The organism is Sphingobium cloacae (genome assembly GCF_002355855.1).
In the GTDB taxonomy this organism is placed as follows: domain Bacteria; phylum Pseudomonadota; class Alphaproteobacteria; order Sphingomonadales; family Sphingomonadaceae; genus Sphingobium; species Sphingobium cloacae.
Genome location: NZ_AP017655.1, coordinates 1,606,962 through 1,627,076, shown reverse-complemented (window position 1 = coordinate 1,627,076; position 20,115 = coordinate 1,606,962). Strand labels below are relative to the sequence as shown.

Below are 20,115 nucleotides of genomic sequence, written 5' to 3'. Positions count from 1 at the left end.
GAAACAGCTCCCCGCCCGTCATTCATCGGCCCGTTTGCGTACAAATGCCGCGGCGGTCAGGAAGGCGGCCAGCGCGATCAAGGCCGCCACCCAGGCGAGCAGGCTCATTCCGCCGCTCTCCATCGCAGCCCCGCCCACCGCTGCGCCGACGGCCACGCCCCCCTGGACGAGGGAACCGTTCATCGCCAGGACCAGCGGCTGAGCGTCGGGCGCTCGGCTCAGGAGCCGATGCTGGATCGGCACCAGATACATGTAACTGGCGACGCCCCAGCCAAAACCGATCGCGAGGGCGACGGCGCCCTGGTGCCGGCACAGGATCATCAGGATCAGAAGAAGGGTCTGGACCGCCACGGCGCCCAGGAGGACGATCGTCGGGCCTATCCTGTCGGTGAGAAGGCCGGTCGCCACGTTGCCGATGATGGCTCCGACGCCGAAAGCGAGCAGGACAAGGGGCAGCACCTTCATGGCGCCCAGCCATGTGTCCGAGAGAATGACGCTGACATAGGAATAGACCGTGAAATCGGAAACGACGATCAGGAAGCTCGTCGCCAGCAGCCCGACGATCGGCCATGGGATCGTCGAGGGCAACCTCCATCGGGGACCGGGGGCGGTGGGCGCTTGCGGCTTCGGGGCCTGGCTGAGCAGCAGGCTGACGGCCAGGAGGCCGAAACCGAGCACGATGACGAATGCATATCGCCATCCGCTGGTCTGTGCGATCCAGGTCGTGATCGGTACGCCCGCCGCTTGCGAGACGGTCATGCCGCCATAGACGAAGGAAAGCGCGAGGCCCTTGCGGCCGGGGCCCATGAGTTCAGTCGCCAGCGACGCCGCGGTCGGCGTGAACATCGCGGCGCCGAGCGCGAAGACGATATGCCCCGTGATGAGCGTCGCGAGATTATCGGCGAGGATGCAGACGAGATTCCCAAGCGTGAACATGCTCAAGGCCAGGATCAGGAGCGTGCGGCGGTTGGCGCGGGCGAACAGGAGCGCGCTGATCGGCGCGGAAACGGCGTAGCAGAGCGCATAAGCCGAAATGATCCATCCCGCCGCGCGAGGCGTGACGGCGAGGGCGCGGGCGATCTCGTCCAGCGCGCCGATCACGACGAAGGACCCCAGGCCGATGGCGAAAGCGCCCACAGCCAGAGCGGCCAACTGTTTCACGGGCCGTGGAGGAACAGGACTGGCGGTATGCATCGGATCGCGGATTGCCCGCCTTCCTGAAATTGGGGTTGAACCGTGGCGGTTATGGACGTGCCGGCTGCTTGCTGTAGCCGAAGAAACGCTGATCCTGAATCCACCCATGCGCTTCGTAGAGCTTCTGCGCGGGGAAATTGGACTTCTCTGTCCGCAGGTCCATGCGGATCGCGTCATGATCGAACGCATATTGCTCCGCCGCCCGCAAAAGGGCCTGGCCAGCCCCTGATCTCCGCGCCGCGGGGCGTACGAACAGGTCGTACACAATGTAGATCGGGCCGCCCTCTACGGAACAAAGGCTGCGATAGAGCTGGCAAAAGCCAGAGATTTCTCCAGCCGGGTCCTCGGCGACAAGGATGACGGAATCATGATTTTCGAGGCGCGACCCGATAAAGGCCCTAGCCTGATCGATGTCGGAGGGGCGCCGATAGAATGCGCGATAGGCATCGAACAGAAACGCCAGGGATTCAAGGTCGCCAGGTGCAGCCCGCCGCGTGGTCAGCTTCGTCATGGCCCCGGTTCTCCCCGAACATGGCAATATCGATGCCTGCCGGCAAAAAGGGCCGGCAGCGATCGCGATCGCTGCCGGAGATGAACTCAGAGGAAGACCGCGCGGGAGAGGCCGCCATCGACGGCGATCGATTCCCCGGTGATGCCGCTCGCCGGCGCGGACGCCAGGAATACGATGGGATCGGCGACTTCCGCGACTTCCAGCATGCGGCGAAGCGCGGCCGGCCCAGCGGCCTCCCGCTCGACGATCGCTTCGAACGTCGTCCCTTCGTCGCGGGCCATTTCCTGGAACCAGCTTTCGATATGCTCGGTGCGCGTCACGCCGGGATGAATGATATTGACGGTGATGCCGTCCCGGCCGACTTCGTCCGAAAGCGTCTTCGTCAGATGCACGAGCGCGGTGTTGCGCATGCCGCTCAACGCTTCGGTGCAACGGGCCGTCAGGCCGCCCACGTTGATGATCCGGCCCCACTGCGCCTTGCGCATATGCGGGACGCACGCCTTGCACATGCGGAAATAGCCCAGCAGCTTGGTATTGAGGTCGAGCAGCAGGGCATCTTCGTCGGCTTCTTCGATGGCGTTGCGCACCAGCCCGCCCGGCGCAGCCGCGCAGTTTACGAGGATGTGGAGACCGCCGAAGCGGCGGACGGTTTCATCCACCGCGGCCCGCACCGAGGTCATGTCGGTGGTGTCGATCGTGATGGCCACGACCTCGCCGCCCGTGTCGTTCCGGAGTTCCTCGGCCGCCGCCTCGAGCGTCGCCTGCGTGCGCGCCGCGATCACGACCTTCGCACCGGCCCGGGCCAGTTTGCGCGCGGTTTCCTTGCCGATGCCGACGCTGCCGCCGGTAATGATGGCGACTTTTCCGGATACCCCAAGATCGAAACTCATAAACTCTCCTCCATTTAGCGGCGCTTAGGCGCGATGATTGCGGACGCGGTGCCGAGATCGCCGAATTCGGCGATCAACTGCTCATCCCCGTCCAGTTCGGTGATGCCGGTGCAGCTGCCGCTCGCGACGATCTGCCCGCGCATCAGGCCTTCACCCCGCGCGGCGAGCCAGTTCGCCAGCCAGGTGACAGATTTCAGCGGATTATCGAATACCAGGGATGTCGATCCGGAGACCGGATCGTGGCCGTTGCGGACAAGGGTCACCGGCAGCGCCGCAAAGCGCTGGTCCCAGCCCGTGGCGAGCCGGTCGCCGACGACCAGCTTGTCCGCGTTGCTGTTGTCCGCGATCAGTTCGGCGATCGTGACGTCTTCTTGTTCGTAGCGGGACGCGCATAATTCGATCCCGGCGAAGAGGCCCGCGATTTTCCCGGCGACGTCGGCCTCCGAGAACGGGGCGTCGCCAGCGTCGAAATCTTCGCCGATCTCGAACAGAAGCTCCGCTTCGGCAAATCTTTGAAATCCTCCCGCGTTGAGGCTGGCAGGCGATTGCATGAGGTCGCTCGTGCCCAGCCGGCCGACGATCGGCGCATCCCAGGCCATGGCCTTGCGCGCGCCGGGCGTCGTCAGGCCGATCTTGTACGCTGCGATGCTTTCCCCCACGAGCGCCGCCGTTTCCGCCTGCACGTCATAGGCTTGCTCTGGCGTAAGCTCCCGCGATTCAAGCGGCAAGCTCCGCTCGTTCGCGCGCGCAGCCGCGAGTCCCTGTGCCAAGTCTGAAAGAATCGGATCAACCACCATATGCTCCAACAATCGTCCTCTCGCAGGATTCAGATTGCACGGATTGTTAAGTGGATGCAACAGTTACCCTCATAAACTCTGTATTGTTTCACGAAATAGAATCGTCTATGTAAAGAAAAACAAGGTGGCGGCCCACGGAGTTTGGGCATGGTTGGAGCGACAGGATGACCGCATTTTCTGCAATTGAACCCCCTCGCAAGGTCGCGGCGGCGCTGATTGATTCGATCAGCAGGTCTCCGCGCAAGCTTCTGATTGACGGACAACTGGTCGAATCGCTGTCGGGGCGGACTTTCGCCACGATCAATCCGGCAACGGGCGAGGAGTTGTGTCAAGTCGCGCAGGGCGACGCGGCGGATATCGATCGCGCGGTCAAGGCGGCTCGCCGCGCGTTCGAAGATCCGGCATGGCGTCGCATGAGCGCCAACGATCGTTCGATGCTGCTGTATCGGCTGGCCGACCTGATCGAGCGCGATGCGCATGAACTGGCCGTTCTGGAATGTCTCGACAACGGCAAGCCGGCAAGCTTGACGCGGCTCGTCGAGATCGAAGGTTCGATCAAGACGTTCCGCTACTTCGCGGGCTGGCCGACCAAGTTCGGCGGCGAAACCCTGCCCGTTTCGCCACGCGGTGGCGCGCAGATCCTGAATTATACGACGCGCGAGCCGGTCGGCGTGGCGGGCCTGATCGTGCCCTGGAACTATCCGATGTCGATGGCCGCGTGGAAGATCGCGCCTGCTGTCGCCGCCGGCTGCGCCGTTGTCCTCAAGCCTGCCGAGCAGACCCCGCTTACCGCGCTGCGGTTGGGCGAGCTTGCGCTGGAGGCCGGTTTCCCGGCGGGCATCATCAATGTCGTCACGGGCTTTGGCGAGGCAGGCGCGGCGCTTGTCGAGCATCCGGATGTCGACAAGGTCGCCTTCACTGGCTCCACCGAAGTCGGCAAGGCGATCGTGCGCGCCGCTTCGGGCAATCTGAAGAAGGTTTCCCTGGAACTGGGCGGCAAGTCGCCCCAGATCGTTCTGCCCGATGCGGACCTCAACGCTGCGGCCGCCTCGATCGCGCAGGGGATATTCTTCAACCAGGGGCAGACCTGCACGGCCGGGTCCCGTCTCTATGCCCATGAATCCTGCTACGACCAGCTCCTCGATGCGATCGCGGCGCAGGCGGAGACCTTCAAGATCGGCAACGGTCTTGACGAGGGCGTGACGTTCGGACCGCTGATTTCGCAAGAGCAGTGGGACCGGGTGAGCAGCTATGTCGACATCGGCACCAGCGAGGGTGCGCGGCTTCTGTACGGCGGCCAGCGGCCGGCGGATTTGAACCAGGGATATTTTTTCCAGCCGACGATCCTGGGTGACGCCAAGGCGGACATGCGGATCGTGCGCGAAGAGATTTTCGGCCCGGTTCTGAGCGCCCTGTCCTGGTCGGATGCCGAGGATCTGGTGACGCAGGCCAATGATTCCGAATTCGGTCTTTCGGCGGGCGTCTGGACGAACGACCTGAAGAGCGCGCATCGGATTGCCGGCGCGGTCAAGGCGGGCACGGTCTGGGTGAACTGCTTCAACCTGGTCGATCCCGCCACGCCCTTCGGCGGCTTCAAGCAGTCTGGCTGGGGACGCGAGCATGGGCGTCAGGCCATGGAGCTCTACAGTGAAGTCAAGAGCGTGTGGGTCAACCTGACCTGAGGCGGGCCCGTTGGAGAGATGGATAAGGAAGGTTCAATGTTCACCCCGAAGATTCGGCGCATTGCGCATCTCGTTCTTTATGTGAAGGATCCCGAAGCGTCGGCAGCCTGGTACAAGGATGTGCTCGGCATGGAGATCGTCGCCCGGGTCAATGGCGGCCCCTATGTGGGCGGCGTGTTCCTGACCTTTGGGGTCCATGATCACGATATTGCCCTGTTCCCGACCACGGAGGACGCGCCCAAGGGCAAGGAGATCGAGCATGTCGCGCTCGAGCTCGACAGTGAGCAGAGCCTGGAGGATCTGAGGCGCGTCTATGCCCGTTTCCTTGAGAAGAATGTGCGTGTGCACGAAATTCTCGATCACGGCGTGTCGGTGGGCATCTATTTCTTCGATCCGGATGGGCACATGCTCGAGGTCGTCGCGCAGGTGGTCGATCCCGAAGGCGGCAAGGCGATCGAGGAACTGGCGCAGAACGAAGGCCAGGCCGATCCGATCGAACTGGCGCCGCTTTATGATTGAGCGGGTTCGCCTGGTCCATTGATAGCCACGCGATGGCGGCTCGCTCCGGGTCGCCATCGCCGGCATGGAAGGGCATCGCGCAGGCAGCGTCCGAGGCGGACCAGCCCGGTGGCCCTTATCCGGTATAATCACCAAGGGAGTTTGAAAACATTATGTCCGAGCGTCCGATCAACTTTCATGGGCTGCATATTCGCAAGTGGTTTACCTATGAGGAGGAAACGCTTGCGATCGAATCCGGGCGTCTCGCGGACGGCGAGCCGGTCGTGAAGATCGTCATCGCCGCTGTCATCGCCAATCCGCATGCGGGAAAGTACACCGAGTCGTTCGACGACGTGATCGCGGCCTCCGAACATCTCGGGGTCGAATTCGGACGGCGCATTCAGGAACGGCTCGCCGGCCGCAAGGTGGAAAGCTACGGGAAGGCCGCGGTCGTCGGCGTCAACGGCGAATATGAGCATGGCAATGCGTTCCTGACCACCACCTTCGCCAAGCCCATTCGCGAAGCGGTGAGCGGCGCCTATTCCTGGGTGCCATCGACCGGCAAGCGGGGCGGTCCCGGCACGGAGATCGACATTCCGCTCGCGCACAAGGATGCGCTCTATGTGCGGTCTCACTACGATACCTTCTCGGTGTCCTTCACCGATGCGCCCGGCCCCGATGAAGTCGTGATCGTGATGGCGGTCGCGACCCGCGGTCGCCTCCATGCGCGCCTGGGCGGCCTGACCGCTGCCGAAGCCGAAGGCAAGGACGGCCTGCGCTGATTCTTGGGCGATCATTCTACAGGTAGATGTAAAGATATGAGCGAGACTGCGCCAGTTGCACCGCAAAAGCTGCCGGGGGAACGTGAATCGTTCCACGACGTGGGTAACGGACTTCGCTTGCGCCTTCGGGCGTGGGGTGACGAGACCGCCCCCGCGGTTGTCCTTCTTCATGGGCTTCGGGGTTTCTCGGGAACGTGGCGCGGTCTCGCTCAACATCTGTCCGGTTCCTTCCATCTCATCGCCCTCGACCAACGCGGGCGTGGGGAAAGCGATTGGGATCCGGGTCATAATTATTATACGGACGCCTATCTGGCCGATCTGGTCTCGGTCGTCGATGGGTTGAAACTCGATCGCTTCTCGCTGATCGGTCATTCGATGGGCGGCACCACTTCCTATGTTTTCGCATCGTTGCATCCCGAGCGGCTGGACGCGCTGATCATCGAGGACATAGCGCCCGGCGCTTCCATCCAGGGCGAGGGCGCCGAGCGGATCAAGGCGGAAATGGCCGCGCTGCCGCTCGATTTCGCATCTTGGGACGAGGCCCGCGCCTATTGGCGCAAGGCGCGTCCGAGCGTGGGCGATGAAGCGCTGGAACAGAGGCTGGCGGAGAGCCTGCGCGAGTCGGCCGACGGTCGCGTCGTCTGGCAATATGATGCCCGGGGGATCAGCGAGACGCGGCTCCATCCCGATCCCGAGCGTGTGGTCGATCTGTGGCCGGTTATCGACCGTATCCAGACGCCGACCCTCGTGATCCGTGGAGAGCGGTCGGACTTTTGCGCGATGCCATCGGTGGAAGAGATGATGCGGCGCAATCCGAATATCCGGTCGACCACCGTGGCGGGGGCCAGCCATTATGTGCACGATGACGCACCCGATGTCTTCAACCAGGAAGTGAAACGCTTCCTGGCGGACAAGGTACGGCCTTGATCGAGGCGTGATCGCGGCGTTCGAGGATGTGCCCGAAAAGTTTTGAGGAGTGGCGTCGTACGACGGCATGGGGATTGTTGGGAGGTAAATTGTGACCGGAATTAATGGCGCGCAACAGTTGCTGGAAACCGCGCGCGAGCTGGGCGTGCGGATTTGTTTTGCCAATCCGGGTACGACGGAACTGACACTGGTCCATGCATTGGACGCTGTTCCCGAAATCCGTCCGGTGCTGGGCCTGTTCGAAGGCGTCTGCACCGGCGCGGCCGATGGCTATTCGAGGGTGTCGGGGCAGGTCGCGCTGACATTGCTGCATCTGGGGCCGGGCTTTGCGAACGGCATCGCGAACCTGCACAATGCGCGGCGCGCCGGATCGCCGATCATCAACATCATCGGCGATCATGCGACCTGGCATCTTCCCTTCGACGCGCCGCTGACGTCGGATATCGATTCGCTTGCGAAGCCGGTTTCGAAGGCCGTCCTTTATCTCGACTCTCCCGATACGCTGCGGGACGATGTCGTCCGGGCCTATGATCTGGCGATGTCGGCGCCGGGTGCGGTGGTCACGCTGATCGCGCCGACCGACGTGATGGATGCTGCGCCGGCCACGGGCCAGAATCCGGTGGCGCCCCAGTCTCGCAAGGTCGGTTTCAACGAGGTTTCGAAAGAGGAAATCGTCCGCTGCGCCCAGTCGATCCCCTCGGATCGGGAGTGCATCCTGCTGCTGGGCGGCAATGCGCTCGGCGAGGCGGCCATTCGTGCCGCGGGGCGGATCGCCGAGAAGACCGGCGCGCGCCTGCTGATGGAATCCTATCCGCGGATCGCTAATCTGGGCGGCGACCTGCCCAGGCTGGAACGGCTGGCCTATTTCCCGCAGGACGTGCTCGCGCAGTTGGGCGATGCGACGGTGGTGCTCGTCGGCGCCAAGACGCCGACCAGCTATTTCGGCTATGAAGGGCAGCCCAGCCAGCTGGTGAGCGAGGATCGACTCGTATCGCTGGCAAGCGAAAGCGATGCTTGCGCCGAAGCGCTCGAGGCGCTGATCGATCACCTGCCGTCGGCGGCCGTTCGGACGGTGCGGGATCTTCCGGCCATTCCGCCGCGCTCCGCGGAGCTGTCGGCGGACGATATCATCGAAGAGCTTGTGGTGCAGCTTCCGGAAGGCGCCGTCATCTCGCTGGAGGGCTCCACGCTGGGCGCGCCGTTTTTCCGGCAGGCCCATCGCGCACGCCGGCACCGGGTCATGACGAACACCGGCGGCGCGATCGGTCAGGGACTGCCCTGCGCCGTCGGCGCCGCGCTGGGCGCGCCCGATGCCCGGGTCGTTGCGCTGCAATCGGACGGCAGCGCGCAATATACCTTGCAGTCGCTTTGGACCATGGCGCGGGAACGCTTGCCCGTCACCATCATCATGGCGTCGAACCATCGCTATGGCATCCTGCAAACCGAACTGAAGCGGGCGGACGTCGACCTGGCCCAGCCCGCGATCGAGAAATTGACGGTGCTCGCCGATCCGAAGACGGACTGGACGGCGCTCGCCGCCGGCTATGGCGTCGAGGCGGTTCGCGTGACGACACCCGCCGAGTTCTCCGCGGCGCTGCGCCGGGGGCTCGAGTTGGACGGGCCGCTGCTGATCCAGGCGGAACTGCCGTGATCGGTCGGATGGATGTCATGCCGCGTCCCGCGCGACGCAGCGATACGGCCTGTCTGAAAGTGGCGAGGATGGAAAGCCGGGAGAAGGGTCAATGATGGCGATCCCCGCTGAGCAGCCCATGGTCGCCATTATCACCGGGGGCAGCGGTGGCATTGGTTCCGCGATCGCGCGCGTGCTGGCAAGGAAATCGGCAACGGTGGTCCTGACCGCGCGCCAGGCCGAACGGCTCGAAGAGGCGGCGGAGACGATCCGCAAGGCCACGTCGGGACTGGTCTGCGCCATTCCTTCGAACGCCACATCCCAGGATACGATCGACCAGCTTGTCGAGGGGGTGGTCGAGCGCTTCGGCCGGATCGATCTTCTCGTGAACTGCGCGGCGAGCACATCCAGTGTTGCCGGAGACGTGGCTGAACTCGACGTCCAGGCCCTTCTGGGCGACCTCGACACTAAAGTGTGCGGTTATCTGCGCTACATACGGGCGGTGGCGCCAGTGATGAAGCGGCAGGGGGCGGGCCGGATCGTCAATATCGGAGGGCTGACCGGGCGGGGTTCGGACACGCTCAGCGGGATGCGCAACGTTGCGGTCAGTCATATGACGAAGGTGCTGTCGGATGCCCTTGGCCCCGATGGCATCACGGTGAACGCCATTCATCCCGGTATCGTCCAGACGCCGCATCTGGAAGAGCTGCTTGCCGAAATTGCCGAGGAAGAGGGCGGCACGGTCGCCGAGGCCGAAGCGGATTTCATTTCCCGGATTCCCATTCGGCGCGTGACCGATGCCGAAGAGATTGGCGAGGTGATTGCGTTCCTGGCCTCGCCGGGGGCCGCTTCCATCACCGGGGAAGCCATTGCCATCGATGGCGGATACTCGCGCGGGGTTTATCTCTAGACGCCGGGGACGACAGGAGGAAGAGCGATGGAACATGCTGAGAACGTCACTATCGAGCGCTATCCTCGATCGCTGCGCATCCTGCACTGGATACGCGCGGTTCTCATACTGGGCCTGATCTGGGCGGGGTGGCACATGACTTCGCTGGCCGATGAGGTTCCGGCGAAATATGAACTTTATTATCCCTGGCACAAATCCTTCGGGGTTCTGGCGTTCCTGGTGGTTATCGTTCAACTCGCGATCCGGATGCGGACACCGAAACTGCCGGAACCGCCGGAAACCCTGGACAGATATGAGCAGGTGCTTTCGAAGGTCGTGCATCGCGCCATGTATGCGTTGCTGGTCGTCGTGCCCCTGATGGGCTATTCGATGTCGAGCACCTATACGATGAGCGACGGGGTATTTTTCTTCGGCACCGATCTGCCCGAATTGCTGCCGAAGAACGACGACTGGTTCGCCGTCTTCCAGTGGTTGCACAAAGTGCTGGCTTATACCCTGCTTGGCCTGATCGCGCTTCACGTCGCGGGCACGATCAAGCATCGCTTTTTCGATCGCGATCGCGCAAGCGATGTGCTGCCGCGGATGTTGTGATCAGCTACGGCAAGGGCATCGTCGCCGTTCGGGGCGTTGCGATGATGCCCTGGCCGATATTCGCGGCAATGTTTTCCGGGCGTCTCTTCGCCCTGCTCACATAGGATAGGATCATGGGCAACGAGCGTCAGGTTCAGACGGAGAAATTCAAACAGGGCCTGGCCACCCGGCGCGCGGTTCTCGGCGATGCCTATGTGGATCGTTCCTTGCGCGATGCGGACGACTTCTCCTGGCCGATGCAGAAGCTGACGACCGAATATTGCTGGGATGAAATCTGGAACCGGCCGGGCCTCGACAGGCGGAGCCGCAGCATCCTCAATCTGGGCATGATCGCGGCGCTTAACCGGCCTCATGAGCTGAAGCTGCATATCCGGGGCGCCTTGAACAACGGATTGACGGTGGAGGAGATCGGCGAGATCTTTCTTCAGGTGTCGGTCTATTGCGGCATACCCGCGGGCATCGACGCATTTCGTATCGCGCGCGAGGTCATGGGGGAGTTGGCCTCCGAAGAGGTTCGCGACAAGCCATAAGGCTGCTTCTGGCCGGATGCGTTGGAAGCGAACCGCTGCAAACGATCCTGTCGCGTCAAAGCGTGTAGATCATATGCTCGCCATTTTGGCGGCGCATCATGACGCGACCGCTATCTCCACACCTCCATCGATGGCGTCCGGAACGGCAGGTCAAGGCGCGTCAGAAGGATGATTCAACCTCGCCCAGCCATTCATCCGCCTCTTCGAATGTTTCGAAGACGCGGCAATTTTCCATGCCGTCCAGGGTCCGGTGTATCTGGATTCGGAGAAGGGCTCGCGGGATGACCATCGCGTTGCGGCTGATGGGCGCCTTGCGGCACAGGGTGACAAACTGTTTGTTCAGTTCGACAACCTCCTGGGCTTGCGGTCCCCATTCCCTCAGATCATCGAGCAGTGTGAACGCCGCCCCGCTGCCGGTCGCCACCCGAAGAGCGTCCTGGAATATCGTTTGCGCCCGCAGCGCATCATGGATGCTCCAGAAGTCGGTGTAGCGCATATGCAGTCGGCCACTGGCCGGATCGAACGTATAATCAAGCATTGGGCATCTCCGATACGACAGGATCGTGATTGGCAGGTGCGCGCATCGCCGGATTCAGTTCTCAATCCGGCGTTCATTGAGCCTGGAGCTCTGCGGGTTGGTGTCCGGGAAGAGCTGGTTCGGTTTCCCGCCATTCCAGATACCGCGGGTTTGCAGCGGACGGGCAATGAGAAGCGAACTGTCGAGGTTCATATTCCCAATGGAGCGAACGTGATAGAGCGCTTCAAAGGAATCGCTCCCTTTCACTCGCTTGGACAGGGCCGCGAGTTGCTCGGGGTCAGAAACCAGTTCCGCCATTTGCATGACCGCCGCGTCGCGGGTGCCCGAGACGATCAGGATATGGTTGCCGGCCGGGCCGGGCATGCTGGCGATATAGCCGAAGTCATTGATGGGCGTGCTGTCGCCTTCGAACATACCCCAGTCGGCGAGATATTTCTTGCCCGTCTTGCGATCGATCAGTTCATCGAAACTTTCGCCGATCGAAAAGCCCGAGGCCTGGAACAAAGGATCGCGCAGCATGCCGAGGCCGCTTAGAAACCCGACATAGACGATGTTCGATTTCCTCAGGATGTCGGGATTGAGGTGGGTCATGATGATGGAGCCGGAAGGGCGCGTCTTCTTCCGGTCCGCGGCCTTGACGATCGGAACGATGTCATCCAGCGCGACCGCCGTGCTGCTGGGCAGGTAGGACAGGTTGATATCGATATAATGACCGAAATCCTGGGGGTGGTTCATCAGATATTGCTCAAGATCTTCGCGCGAGTTGATCGAGAAATCCCTGATGAAGTGCGTGACCTCCCTATCGTCGACCGCTTCGCCGATCAGATAATAGTCGGCCACGACGATGAGGCTGGGCCGCGACGCGACTCCATCCTGATAGAGAGGGCGCCAGAAGAAGGAATTGGCGGCGGGCGGAAGCGGCTGGCTGGGATAGGCCCATGACATCAGCGCCCAGAAAGCGATGTTCAGCACCGCGAACAGCATCACGATCAGGGTGAGCGCCTTGTGCTTCCTGAGGCTGTTGCCGATTGTGGTGGCGATCGGGCGCGCGGGTTCCCCTTCCGCTGCGCCGGGCGCCGCGATCAGGGTGAGCCGATATTCTCCCTTGGGAATTACAATGCGCGGACCCGGCCGGTCGGTATAATATTCATCCAGCTTCTTGCGGAGCTTGTGAATGTACACGCGGACCGTCGAGTCCTGACTGGCATCGCTGGCGCCGCCCTTGGCGAAGACGGCGTGATAGATTTCCAGTTCCTTTGGCGCATGACCGGCAACGGAATGTTCGAGCAGATAATCGAAAAGCCTGAGCATCGTATCGGTCCGGCTGGAACCGATCTCCTGCCGGATGCGCTCCGCCTCCGCCACGAGGCGCTTGCTATTCTCGTGGGAGTCAAAAAACATGCGGCCGCCCGCAGCCGGCCGCCGCGCAGGCGCGCGTGCCATCCGGCCGCCATCGCCTGAACCAGGGGATATGATGCGGTGGTCCCCGCAGCCAGTTTTCCCACACCGTCGTTTCTCCTTTGCCGCACGCCTTTGCCACGCTAGGCAAAAGTTGTCCATTTCGCCCCTATGGAACGAAATATGAGGAAACTGTTCGATTTTGTAAACATGGGTGATTGCTGCGCGTCATGACGGCCAGCCGCGTCCGCCCGCGTCGATATGACGGGAACCTGCCTTGGTCGATTCATCTCGATTTCATGGACGGGCGGGTCATCTGCCCGGATCGAGAAAGCGACAGGTTATTCGCACCAGCCGCGCGATGGAATGATCGCAAAAAAAGCGACCTCCTTCGAGATAAGGTCCGGCGAGGCGGTGCGATTGGGCGGCGCTGATTCCGGCATTCCGGTGGAGAATTATGGGATTGACGAGTCGGTCAAGCGCGAACGCCCGCCTCGATTGGTCCCATGAGCCGCGCCACAGGATTCCCGTGATCAACCGTGGAATGTTGTTATTGCGTTTTGTAAACAGTGTGCCATAATCTGATTCAACGGTTGCGTTTTATCAAAACAGCCATGGTCTCGCGGCCCTTGGCTTGGGAGAGAAAAGTTCATGGCGAAGCGATCACTGGCTCGGGAGAGGATGTTTATGGCAAAACCAGAGCTGGAACAGCCGCACGGAAATGTCGGCGAGGAACTTGCGGACCAATTGCGCGCGCGCGCGCGGGAGATGGTTCCGATCCTGCGGGAGCGCGAGCAGGCGGCCAATGCGGCGGGACAGGTTTCGGCCGAAACGATCGAGGATTTCGACCGCGCGGGCTTTTTCAAGATTTTGCAGCCGGCGAAATATGGCGGCTATGAGATGTCGCCGGCCGTCTATTGCGACGTCGCGCGCATCCTTGCCGAAGGGTGCATGAGCAGCGCATGGGTCTATGGCGTCATTGCCGTTCACAACTGGCAGGTCGCCCTGTTCGACGAACGCGCGGCACAGGACATCTGGGGCGAAGACCCGACGGTCCGGATCAGTTCGTCGCAGATGCCGGTCGGCAAGGTGCAGCGCGTGGAGGGCGGCTTCCGGCTCAGCGGGCATTGGGCGTTTTCGAGCGGCTCTGCGCATTGCCAGTGGGTCATATTGGGCGGCATGGTTCCCCCGGAAACCGAAGGGGGCAAGCCCGATGCGCGGCACTTCCTCCTGCCGCGATCCGATTACCGGATCGTCGAGAACTGGAACGTCATGGGTCTTTGCGCGACAGGCAGCAACGATATCGTCGTCGATGACGTTTTCGTGCCGGAATATCGTACGATAAGCGAGCATGACATGTTCGCGCTCACCTGCCCGGGTTATGCCGCCCATGATTCCGCGATCTACAAGATTCCCTTCGCTCAGCTCTTCAACCGGACGGTTGCGATCACGTCCATCGGCGCCCTCGAACGGGCCGTGAGCGCATTCATCGACGCCACCAAGGGGAAACGCGCCACATATACCGGCCTTCGGCTCGCGCAGGATTCGACGATCCAGCAGGCCGTCGTAGAGGTCCGGCGGACGATCGACGAGATGAAGCTGGTGCTCGATCGCGATATCCATGAACTGTTGCGGCGGGCGGAAACTGACGACTGGACGCTCGAGCGGAGGGCGGAACTGGGAGCGTCGACGACGATGACGGTCTCCCGCTGCGTGACCGAGATCGACAAGCTGATGCAATATAGCGGCGGCAAGGCGATCTATCGGGGCAATGCGATACAGCGGGTGTTCCTCGATATCCATTGCGCCCGGGCGCATGCGATGAACAATCCCTTGCCCTATGCCCGCAATCTGGGCGCCCTCTATTTCGGCCTCCCGAATGATTGCGAGGACATCTGATCCTGCCGCGCGATCCGTCGCCCTTTGAAAAAGGCGTCATCTTCGCGTAATTCTCCAGTTTTGGGAGCCCATCCGTCAGCGTGGGGGCTTTTCCAGTGCAAGCAGTGACGAAGGATTCACAGTGACATCAGTTGAGACAAGTCTGACGGCCGATGCGGAGGCCATGTCCGTTCCGACACTGGACGAGCCGACGTTGCTCCGCACGGAAGCCTATCTTGGCGGCCGATGGATAGGACATGCCGAGACGATAGCGGTTTACAATCCGGCCACCGGCCAACGGATCGCGAGCGTTCCGAACCTGGGGGAAGCCGACGCTATCGCCGCCGTCGACGCGGCCGAGCAGGCGCTGGCCGGATGGAAAGCGCTGACGGGCAAGGAGCGCGCCGTCATCGTGCGGCGTTGGAGCGAGCTGATCCTGGCGCACAAGGAAGACCTCGCCCGGATTCTGACCGCGGAGCAGGGCAAGCCCTTGTCGGAAGCGCGTGACGAGGTCGTCTATGCGGCCTCCTATCTCGAATGGTTCGCCGAGGAAGCGCGCCGCGTCGATGGGGATATATTGACGCCTCATCGCGCCGACCGGCGCCTTATGGTGCTGAGGCAGCCGATCGGGATCGTTGCCGCGATAACGCCGTGGAACTTCCCGCTCGCGATGATCACGCGCAAGGCCGGTCCCGCCCTGGCGGTCGGATGCACGATGGTGCTCAAGCCTTCGGGCTACACGCCATTTTCCGCGCTCGCGCTCGCCAAGCTCGGCGAAGATGCGGGCATTCCGCCGGGCGTCTTCAATGTAATTACCGGCGGATCGCAGGGCATCGGTCCCGTGCTCACCGGCGATCAGCGCATTCGCAAGCTGACCTTCACCGGTTCGACGGGCGTCGGCAAGCGCCTTGCCGCCCAATGCATGGGCACGGTGAAACGCCTGTCGCTCGAACTGGGCGGCAATGCGCCGTTCATCGTCTTTGACGATGCGGATCTCGATGCCGCGGTCGAAGGCGCGATCGCGTCGAAGTTCCGCAATACGGGCCAGACCTGCGTATGCGCCAACCGCTTCCTGGTTCAGCGGGGGATTTACGACGCCTTCGCGACGAAGCTCGCGGAGCGTGTCCGTGGCTTCGTGATCGGCAACGGTCTGGCGGGGCCCAGCGATCAGGGGCCGCTGATCAACGATCAGGCGGTGGACGATGTGGAAACCCATGTCACGGATGCCGTGTCGCGTGGCGCCACGGTATTGGCCGGTGGCGCAAGGCTCGACAGGGCCGGCTCTTTCTTCGCACCCACGGTTCTGACGGATGTGTCTCCCGATGCGCTGTTGTGCAGCGAAGAAACTTTTGGACCGGTCGCAGGTCTGGTCCGCTTCGAAGACGAGGCCGAAGCGCTCCGCTTGGCCAACAACACGACGGCGGGACTGGCATCCTATCTGTTCACGCGCGATCTGGCTCGCATATGGCGGGTCTCGGAAGGCCTCGAATATGGCATGGTGGGCGTCAATACGGGGCTGATCTCGACAGAGGTGGCCCCCTTCGGCGGCATCAAGGAATCCGGTTTCGGGCGCGAAGGGTCCAAATATGGCCTCGACGACTATCTGGAAATGAAGACGGTCTGCCTGTCGATCGAGGGATAGCTTCATCCACGATCGGGGCCGCGACGGAACGGGTCGTGGCAAGCCATGGGTACAAGCGGCAACATCGGGGCTGATGGCTGGTTGGACAGACGAAATCGCGGCGATTCACGCCATGGCCCCGGCGAAATGTCGTTGCTCTATGGGCTGGCGGGGCGTGGTGTGGCTTTGGAACGAGCCTTGAGGCGATCCTCGGCGGCTCTCCGGCGGCGGCGTCTCCACCGGCGTGCATCGCGGCGGAGCTTGCCGATGCCCATCCATGTGCCGGTGGCGCAGACCAGCGTCACCATCGCCAGCAGGGGCAGGACGACCAGGTCCCAGAGCGGCCTTGTCCGCAGACCCGGCAGGTCCAGGCTGTGCAGGCCGTTCATGAGCCAGCGGAACCGGCGCCCTTCGCGATCGATCGCGCGGATGAGCGTGCCGGAGTCCGGGTCTATATAAAGCCGCGTCGCCTGCGGATTGGCGAGGATGGCGCGCCAGACAGGCAGCTTCACCTCATATTTATGCTTGTAATAATAGCCGTCCTCTTCGGTCAGCAAGTCCAGTCTGGAAAGAGGGCCGACATAGGCGAGCGCTTTCGTGAGCGCGGCTCTGTCGAGAGGTGCCGGACGGCCCGCATCATCGAACCGGACGATCCGCCCCGATCTGGTCGTGGCGGTGAGGTAGATCCTGCCCCGTAGCGGCGCGGCGTCGAGGCGCACCGTATCTTCGGGAAGCCGGGGCCTCGCCGCGAACGCTTCCCGGACCGATGCCCAGTCCATTCTGCCTGCAAGCTGCCGGCTTTCGGTATAGCCCGCCATGCTGCCGAGAAAGCCCCACGGATTCATGGAAAACAGGCCGCTCGCGACCCATGTCAGGGTCAGCACGCCGAACCAGAGGCCGAATATGTGGTGCCACCACCAGATGCCGCGAAAGGGGGAGCCGATCCCGCCTTCCCGCTTGCGGCGCAGCCGCGCCACCCCGGCCCACAGGCCGGTCAGGGTGAGGAAGCAGCCGGTCAACGAAGTCCAGATGACAACCTGAACCCAGAGCGGTCCATTTTGTCGCAGAAGCGTCGGATAAAGCCAGTGCGGCACAGCGCCCAGCCAACCCCAGAAGCGCTCGGCGCGCGTGGTCTGCTGGACGACCTCGCCCGATGCCGCCGCGATATAGACCTGCGTTCCCGCCCGATCCGCATAGTCGGCGCGAAAAAGCGGTGCGTTCATGCCATGGGCCTGGACGTTCCACTGATCGATCGACGTTTCCTTGAGGGCTCCCACGCCCCCATGGATCGCGCTGTACTGGCCGAATGTCGCCGCGACCTTCCGCAATTCGGGATAGGGCACATGCTCAAGGGCGGCCCCGGTCGCCAGATCGAAGCGGTTCGCGGTGATCCGCATCTGTTCGATGGAGCGGTCTGCGCCCATGGCCGGCGCGATGCGAAGGACCGGGCGGTCCGCCATCATTTCGATACTGGCGCGGGACAGGGACAGGGCGGGCGGCAGGTCGACATGATCGAGCCGGGCCGCATCGGGCAGTTGCAGGGGCGCCAGCCCCTGCAACTGCTCGGCGGGCAGCAGCCGCGGATAGTCCACATACATCATGACGAAGCCGGACAGGCACCAGATCGTCATGAGCAAGCCTACAACGATGCCCAGCCATCGGTGCAGAAAGAGGACGGGTCGCAGCAGCATCGCGTCAGAAACTGATGCCGTAGCTCACACGGAGCGTCCGGGGAACGCCGCGCAGATAATAGAGGAACGGGCTGTTGGTCCCATCCAGCACCCCGGCATCGCTGACCGCGCGCCGGTAACCTCCACTGGCATATTCCTTGTTGAACAGATTTTCGACATTGATACCGAACCTGTGCTTCCTTCCGGCGTCCGGATAGAAATGCAGGCCGGCATCGACCACGGCATAATTGCCATAGTTGCGGCGTCCAAATCCGGGCAGGGTCGAATAGATGTCGCCCGCCCAGATCACCGCGATATTGGCTCCAAAGGGTTTGTCGGCGGGCGCATAGCCGATCCCGACCCGCGCATATTGCTTGGGGTTGCGGTCGCGCTGAACGCTGCTGCCGGGATTGCGGACCCGCGACCAAGTATAGCTGGCGTTGGCCGTGAGGCCACCATCGAGCGCGGCATTCAGTTCCAGCGTCGCGCCCCGGGCCCTCACCTTGTTGGGCACATTGATGTAGGTGCCGTTGGGGAAGGAGGGGTTATCATAGTCATAATCGATGAGATTGGTGATCCGGCGGTTGAAATATGTAGCCTTCCATTGGAAGAGGCCGGAGTCCGATGCGATATTGCCGCCGACCGACGCGTTGAGGTTGAGGCTCTCCTCCGCCTTCAGGTTGGGATTGCCGATCTCGCAGCAGGGATCGTTGCCGTAGAGCTGCGACGCATCGGGAAGGACGAAGGATGTGCCCCCGTTCGCCTCCGCGAAGAAGGCGTCGCTGAAGTCATATCGGCCGCTGACGTTCCATATCGTCTTTTCGGCCTGCTTCGCCTTGTTGTAGCGCAGGCCGGCGGCAAGGCGCGTCTTGCGCGAGAGGTCGTCGGTCGTGCGGACCTGCAGGATGCCCGCATGCACCCTCTCTTTGGTCGGCGCGATCAGAAGCACGTCGTCGCGGCCCTTGAAGCTCTGATAGTCATAGCCGACCAGATATTCCAGGCCGCGATGCGGACGCAGCTTCACGACCGCGCTGCCGCCATAGTCCTGATAGCCCCAGAAGGTGCCCGGCGGATAAAGGATGATTGGCGGACCCGCCGGAATCGGATTGCGGATATTGACGTAAGCGGTTTTCCAATCGTGGAAATATCCCTTGAGGAAGAACTGCACCGTGTCGCTGCCGGTGTAGTCGAGGCGCAGGCTGGCGATCTCCTCGTTCCGGTCGTTGCGGCTTTTGTTGACGCGAATGGGCGTCAGGTTGTCGAGATTGGCCTCGGTATGCTGCCAGAAGGCGTTGAGCTTGAGGTCGTCGGTCAGTTCGAACTGATATTTAAGTCCCGCCGACCAAACATCGTAGCCGCGTTTGCGGTCCGTGGCGCTGGGTTCGATCCGGCTATAGGGCCTGTAGCCCTCCGACCGGTTGTGCGCGGCATAGACGACGAACTTGTGCCGGTCGATCGAGCCGCGCGCATAGCCGTCCACGCTGGTGCCGGCGAAGCTGTCCACGCTGCCGTTGATCTGGCCGTTGAAATCTTCGGTGAACTCGCGCGTGACGACATTGATCACGCCTGCCGCGGCCTGCGTGCCATAGAAAAGGCCTTCACCGCCACGCAATATCTCGACGCGCTCGATCATGCTGGCCGGCAATGTGTCATTGGGCGAAGTCGTGCCATACAGCCGGTTGTTGAGGCGGATGCCGTCCCATGTCCACAGCACGTCCTGGGTACGCGAGCCCTGGAGCGCCACGTCGACATAGCTGAAGGGGCCGGATTGCGACCGGATATAGAGGCCCGGCACGGATTCCAGCGCGCGCGCGACGTCGAGGGCGGCGCTGTCCTTGATCTGCCTGGCGTCGACGGTCACGATGTCATGGCCGTAGCGCGACAGTTCCTGGGGCAGCGTTTCCTCAAGGCTTTTCCCGGTGACGATGATGGAATCCTCGGCGTCCTCCGCATGGAGCGGGGTAAACCAGCAGCAGGACGCGATCAGCGCCATATGTGAGATCATATTCCTGGAGATCATATCCATTCCTCCCTTTGTTGTTGTGGTGCGTGCCTGGTGAATGGCGGT

At 62.6% G+C, this 20,115-nt stretch carries 18 protein-coding genes; 10 read left to right on the top strand and 8 right to left on the bottom strand.

The genetic code is table 11. The features are described 5' to 3' along the window. Nucleotides 1-18: 18 nt before the first annotated feature. The 4 genes from SCLO_RS07870 to SCLO_RS07855 all read right to left on the bottom strand — a co-directional run bounded on the left by SCLO_RS07870 (nucleotide 19) and on the right by SCLO_RS07855 (nucleotide 3,365). Nucleotides 19-1,161: an MFS transporter gene (locus tag SCLO_RS07870; protein ID WP_231923383.1), complete on the bottom strand. Its 1,143-nt coding sequence runs from the start codon at nucleotides 1,159-1,161 to the stop codon at nucleotides 19-21. An 82-nt stretch (nucleotides 1,162-1,243) separates the two neighbouring features. Next, a complete protein-coding gene (locus tag SCLO_RS07865) occupies nucleotides 1,244-1,705 on the bottom strand; it encodes a GNAT family N-acetyltransferase (RefSeq protein WP_066516221.1) in 462 nt (153 codons plus the stop codon). Between the two features lie 86 nt (nucleotides 1,706-1,791). Next, nucleotides 1,792-2,595, bottom strand: a complete 804-nt coding sequence (locus tag SCLO_RS07860) for an SDR family NAD(P)-dependent oxidoreductase (RefSeq protein WP_066516218.1) — start codon at nucleotides 2,593-2,595, stop codon at nucleotides 1,792-1,794. 14 nt (nucleotides 2,596-2,609) lie between these two features. After that, nucleotides 2,610-3,365, bottom strand: a complete 756-nt coding sequence (locus SCLO_RS07855; RefSeq protein ID WP_123905462.1) for a 2-keto-4-pentenoate hydratase — start codon at nucleotides 3,363-3,365, stop codon at nucleotides 2,610-2,612. 191 nt (nucleotides 3,366-3,556) lie between these two features. Here SCLO_RS07855 and SCLO_RS07850 point away from each other — a divergent pair, with 191 nt between their 5' ends. From SCLO_RS07850 to SCLO_RS07815, 8 genes are all read left to right on the top strand, one after another. Continuing rightward, nucleotides 3,557-5,074 carry an aldehyde dehydrogenase family protein gene (locus tag SCLO_RS07850; RefSeq protein ID WP_066516211.1) on the top strand — a complete coding sequence of 506 codons (1,518 nt, stop codon included), beginning with the start codon at nucleotides 3,557-3,559 and terminating at the stop codon, nucleotides 5,072-5,074. Between the two features lie 36 nt (nucleotides 5,075-5,110). Then, nucleotides 5,111-5,593, top strand: a complete 483-nt coding sequence (locus SCLO_RS07845) for a VOC family protein (protein ID WP_066516207.1) — start codon at nucleotides 5,111-5,113, stop codon at nucleotides 5,591-5,593. Nucleotides 5,594-5,745: 152 nt separating this feature from the next. Further along, nucleotides 5,746-6,354, top strand: coding sequence for an amino acid synthesis family protein (locus SCLO_RS07840; protein WP_066516205.1), 609 nt, complete (start codon nucleotides 5,746-5,748; stop codon nucleotides 6,352-6,354). A 36-nt stretch (nucleotides 6,355-6,390) separates the two neighbouring features. Further along, nucleotides 6,391-7,281 (top strand): alpha/beta fold hydrolase, encoded by an 891-nt coding sequence (locus SCLO_RS07835; protein WP_066516200.1) that lies wholly within the window; start codon nucleotides 6,391-6,393, stop codon nucleotides 7,279-7,281. Nucleotides 7,282-7,372: 91 nt separating this feature from the next. Beyond that, on the top strand, nucleotides 7,373-8,932 hold the full coding sequence (locus SCLO_RS07830) for an acetolactate synthase large subunit (RefSeq protein WP_231923382.1): 1,560 nt from the start codon (nucleotides 7,373-7,375) through the stop codon (nucleotides 8,930-8,932). 91 nt (nucleotides 8,933-9,023) lie between these two features. Then, nucleotides 9,024-9,821 (top strand): SDR family oxidoreductase, encoded by a 798-nt coding sequence (locus SCLO_RS07825; RefSeq protein WP_231923381.1) that lies wholly within the window; start codon nucleotides 9,024-9,026, stop codon nucleotides 9,819-9,821. 27 nt (nucleotides 9,822-9,848) lie between these two features. Further along, complete coding sequence (locus SCLO_RS07820) at nucleotides 9,849-10,412, top strand: cytochrome b (protein WP_066516193.1); 564 nt, start codon at nucleotides 9,849-9,851, stop codon at nucleotides 10,410-10,412. A 113-nt stretch (nucleotides 10,413-10,525) separates the two neighbouring features. Then, on the top strand, nucleotides 10,526-10,942 hold the full coding sequence (locus SCLO_RS07815) for a carboxymuconolactone decarboxylase family protein (protein ID WP_066516190.1): 417 nt from the start codon (nucleotides 10,526-10,528) through the stop codon (nucleotides 10,940-10,942). Between the two features lie 160 nt (nucleotides 10,943-11,102). On the opposite strand, the gene SCLO_RS07810 is transcribed toward SCLO_RS07815, so the two are convergent. Both SCLO_RS07810 and SCLO_RS07805 read right to left on the bottom strand, forming a co-directional pair. Next, nucleotides 11,103-11,480 (bottom strand): hypothetical protein, encoded by a 378-nt coding sequence (locus SCLO_RS07810; RefSeq protein WP_066516188.1) that lies wholly within the window; start codon nucleotides 11,478-11,480, stop codon nucleotides 11,103-11,105. A gap of 54 nt (nucleotides 11,481-11,534) precedes the next feature. Continuing rightward, nucleotides 11,535-12,881, bottom strand: coding sequence for a helix-turn-helix domain-containing protein (locus SCLO_RS07805; protein ID WP_123905461.1), 1,347 nt, complete (start codon nucleotides 12,879-12,881; stop codon nucleotides 11,535-11,537). 684 nt (nucleotides 12,882-13,565) lie between these two features. Between SCLO_RS07805 and SCLO_RS07800 the strand changes: the two genes are divergently transcribed. Continuing rightward, nucleotides 13,566-14,777, top strand: a complete 1,212-nt coding sequence (locus SCLO_RS07800; RefSeq protein WP_066516177.1) for an acyl-CoA dehydrogenase family protein — start codon at nucleotides 13,566-13,568, stop codon at nucleotides 14,775-14,777. A gap of 163 nt (nucleotides 14,778-14,940) precedes the next feature. Then, nucleotides 14,941-16,398: an NAD-dependent succinate-semialdehyde dehydrogenase gene (locus tag SCLO_RS07795; RefSeq protein WP_066516174.1), complete on the top strand. Its 1,458-nt coding sequence runs from the start codon at nucleotides 14,941-14,943 to the stop codon at nucleotides 16,396-16,398. Between the two features lie 137 nt (nucleotides 16,399-16,535). Here SCLO_RS07795 and SCLO_RS07790 read toward each other — a convergent pair whose 3' ends face one another. Continuing rightward, the gene (locus SCLO_RS07790; RefSeq protein WP_231923380.1) at nucleotides 16,536-18,068 is read right to left on the bottom strand and encodes a PepSY domain-containing protein; all 1,533 of its coding nucleotides are present in this window, start codon (nucleotides 18,066-18,068) and stop codon (nucleotides 16,536-16,538) included. Nucleotides 18,069-18,072: 4 nt separating this feature from the next. Further along, entirely contained in the window at nucleotides 18,073-20,052 is a 1,980-nt protein-coding gene (locus SCLO_RS07785) for a TonB-dependent receptor plug domain-containing protein (RefSeq protein WP_231923379.1), read from the bottom strand. Between the last annotated feature and the right edge of the window lie 63 nt (nucleotides 20,053-20,115).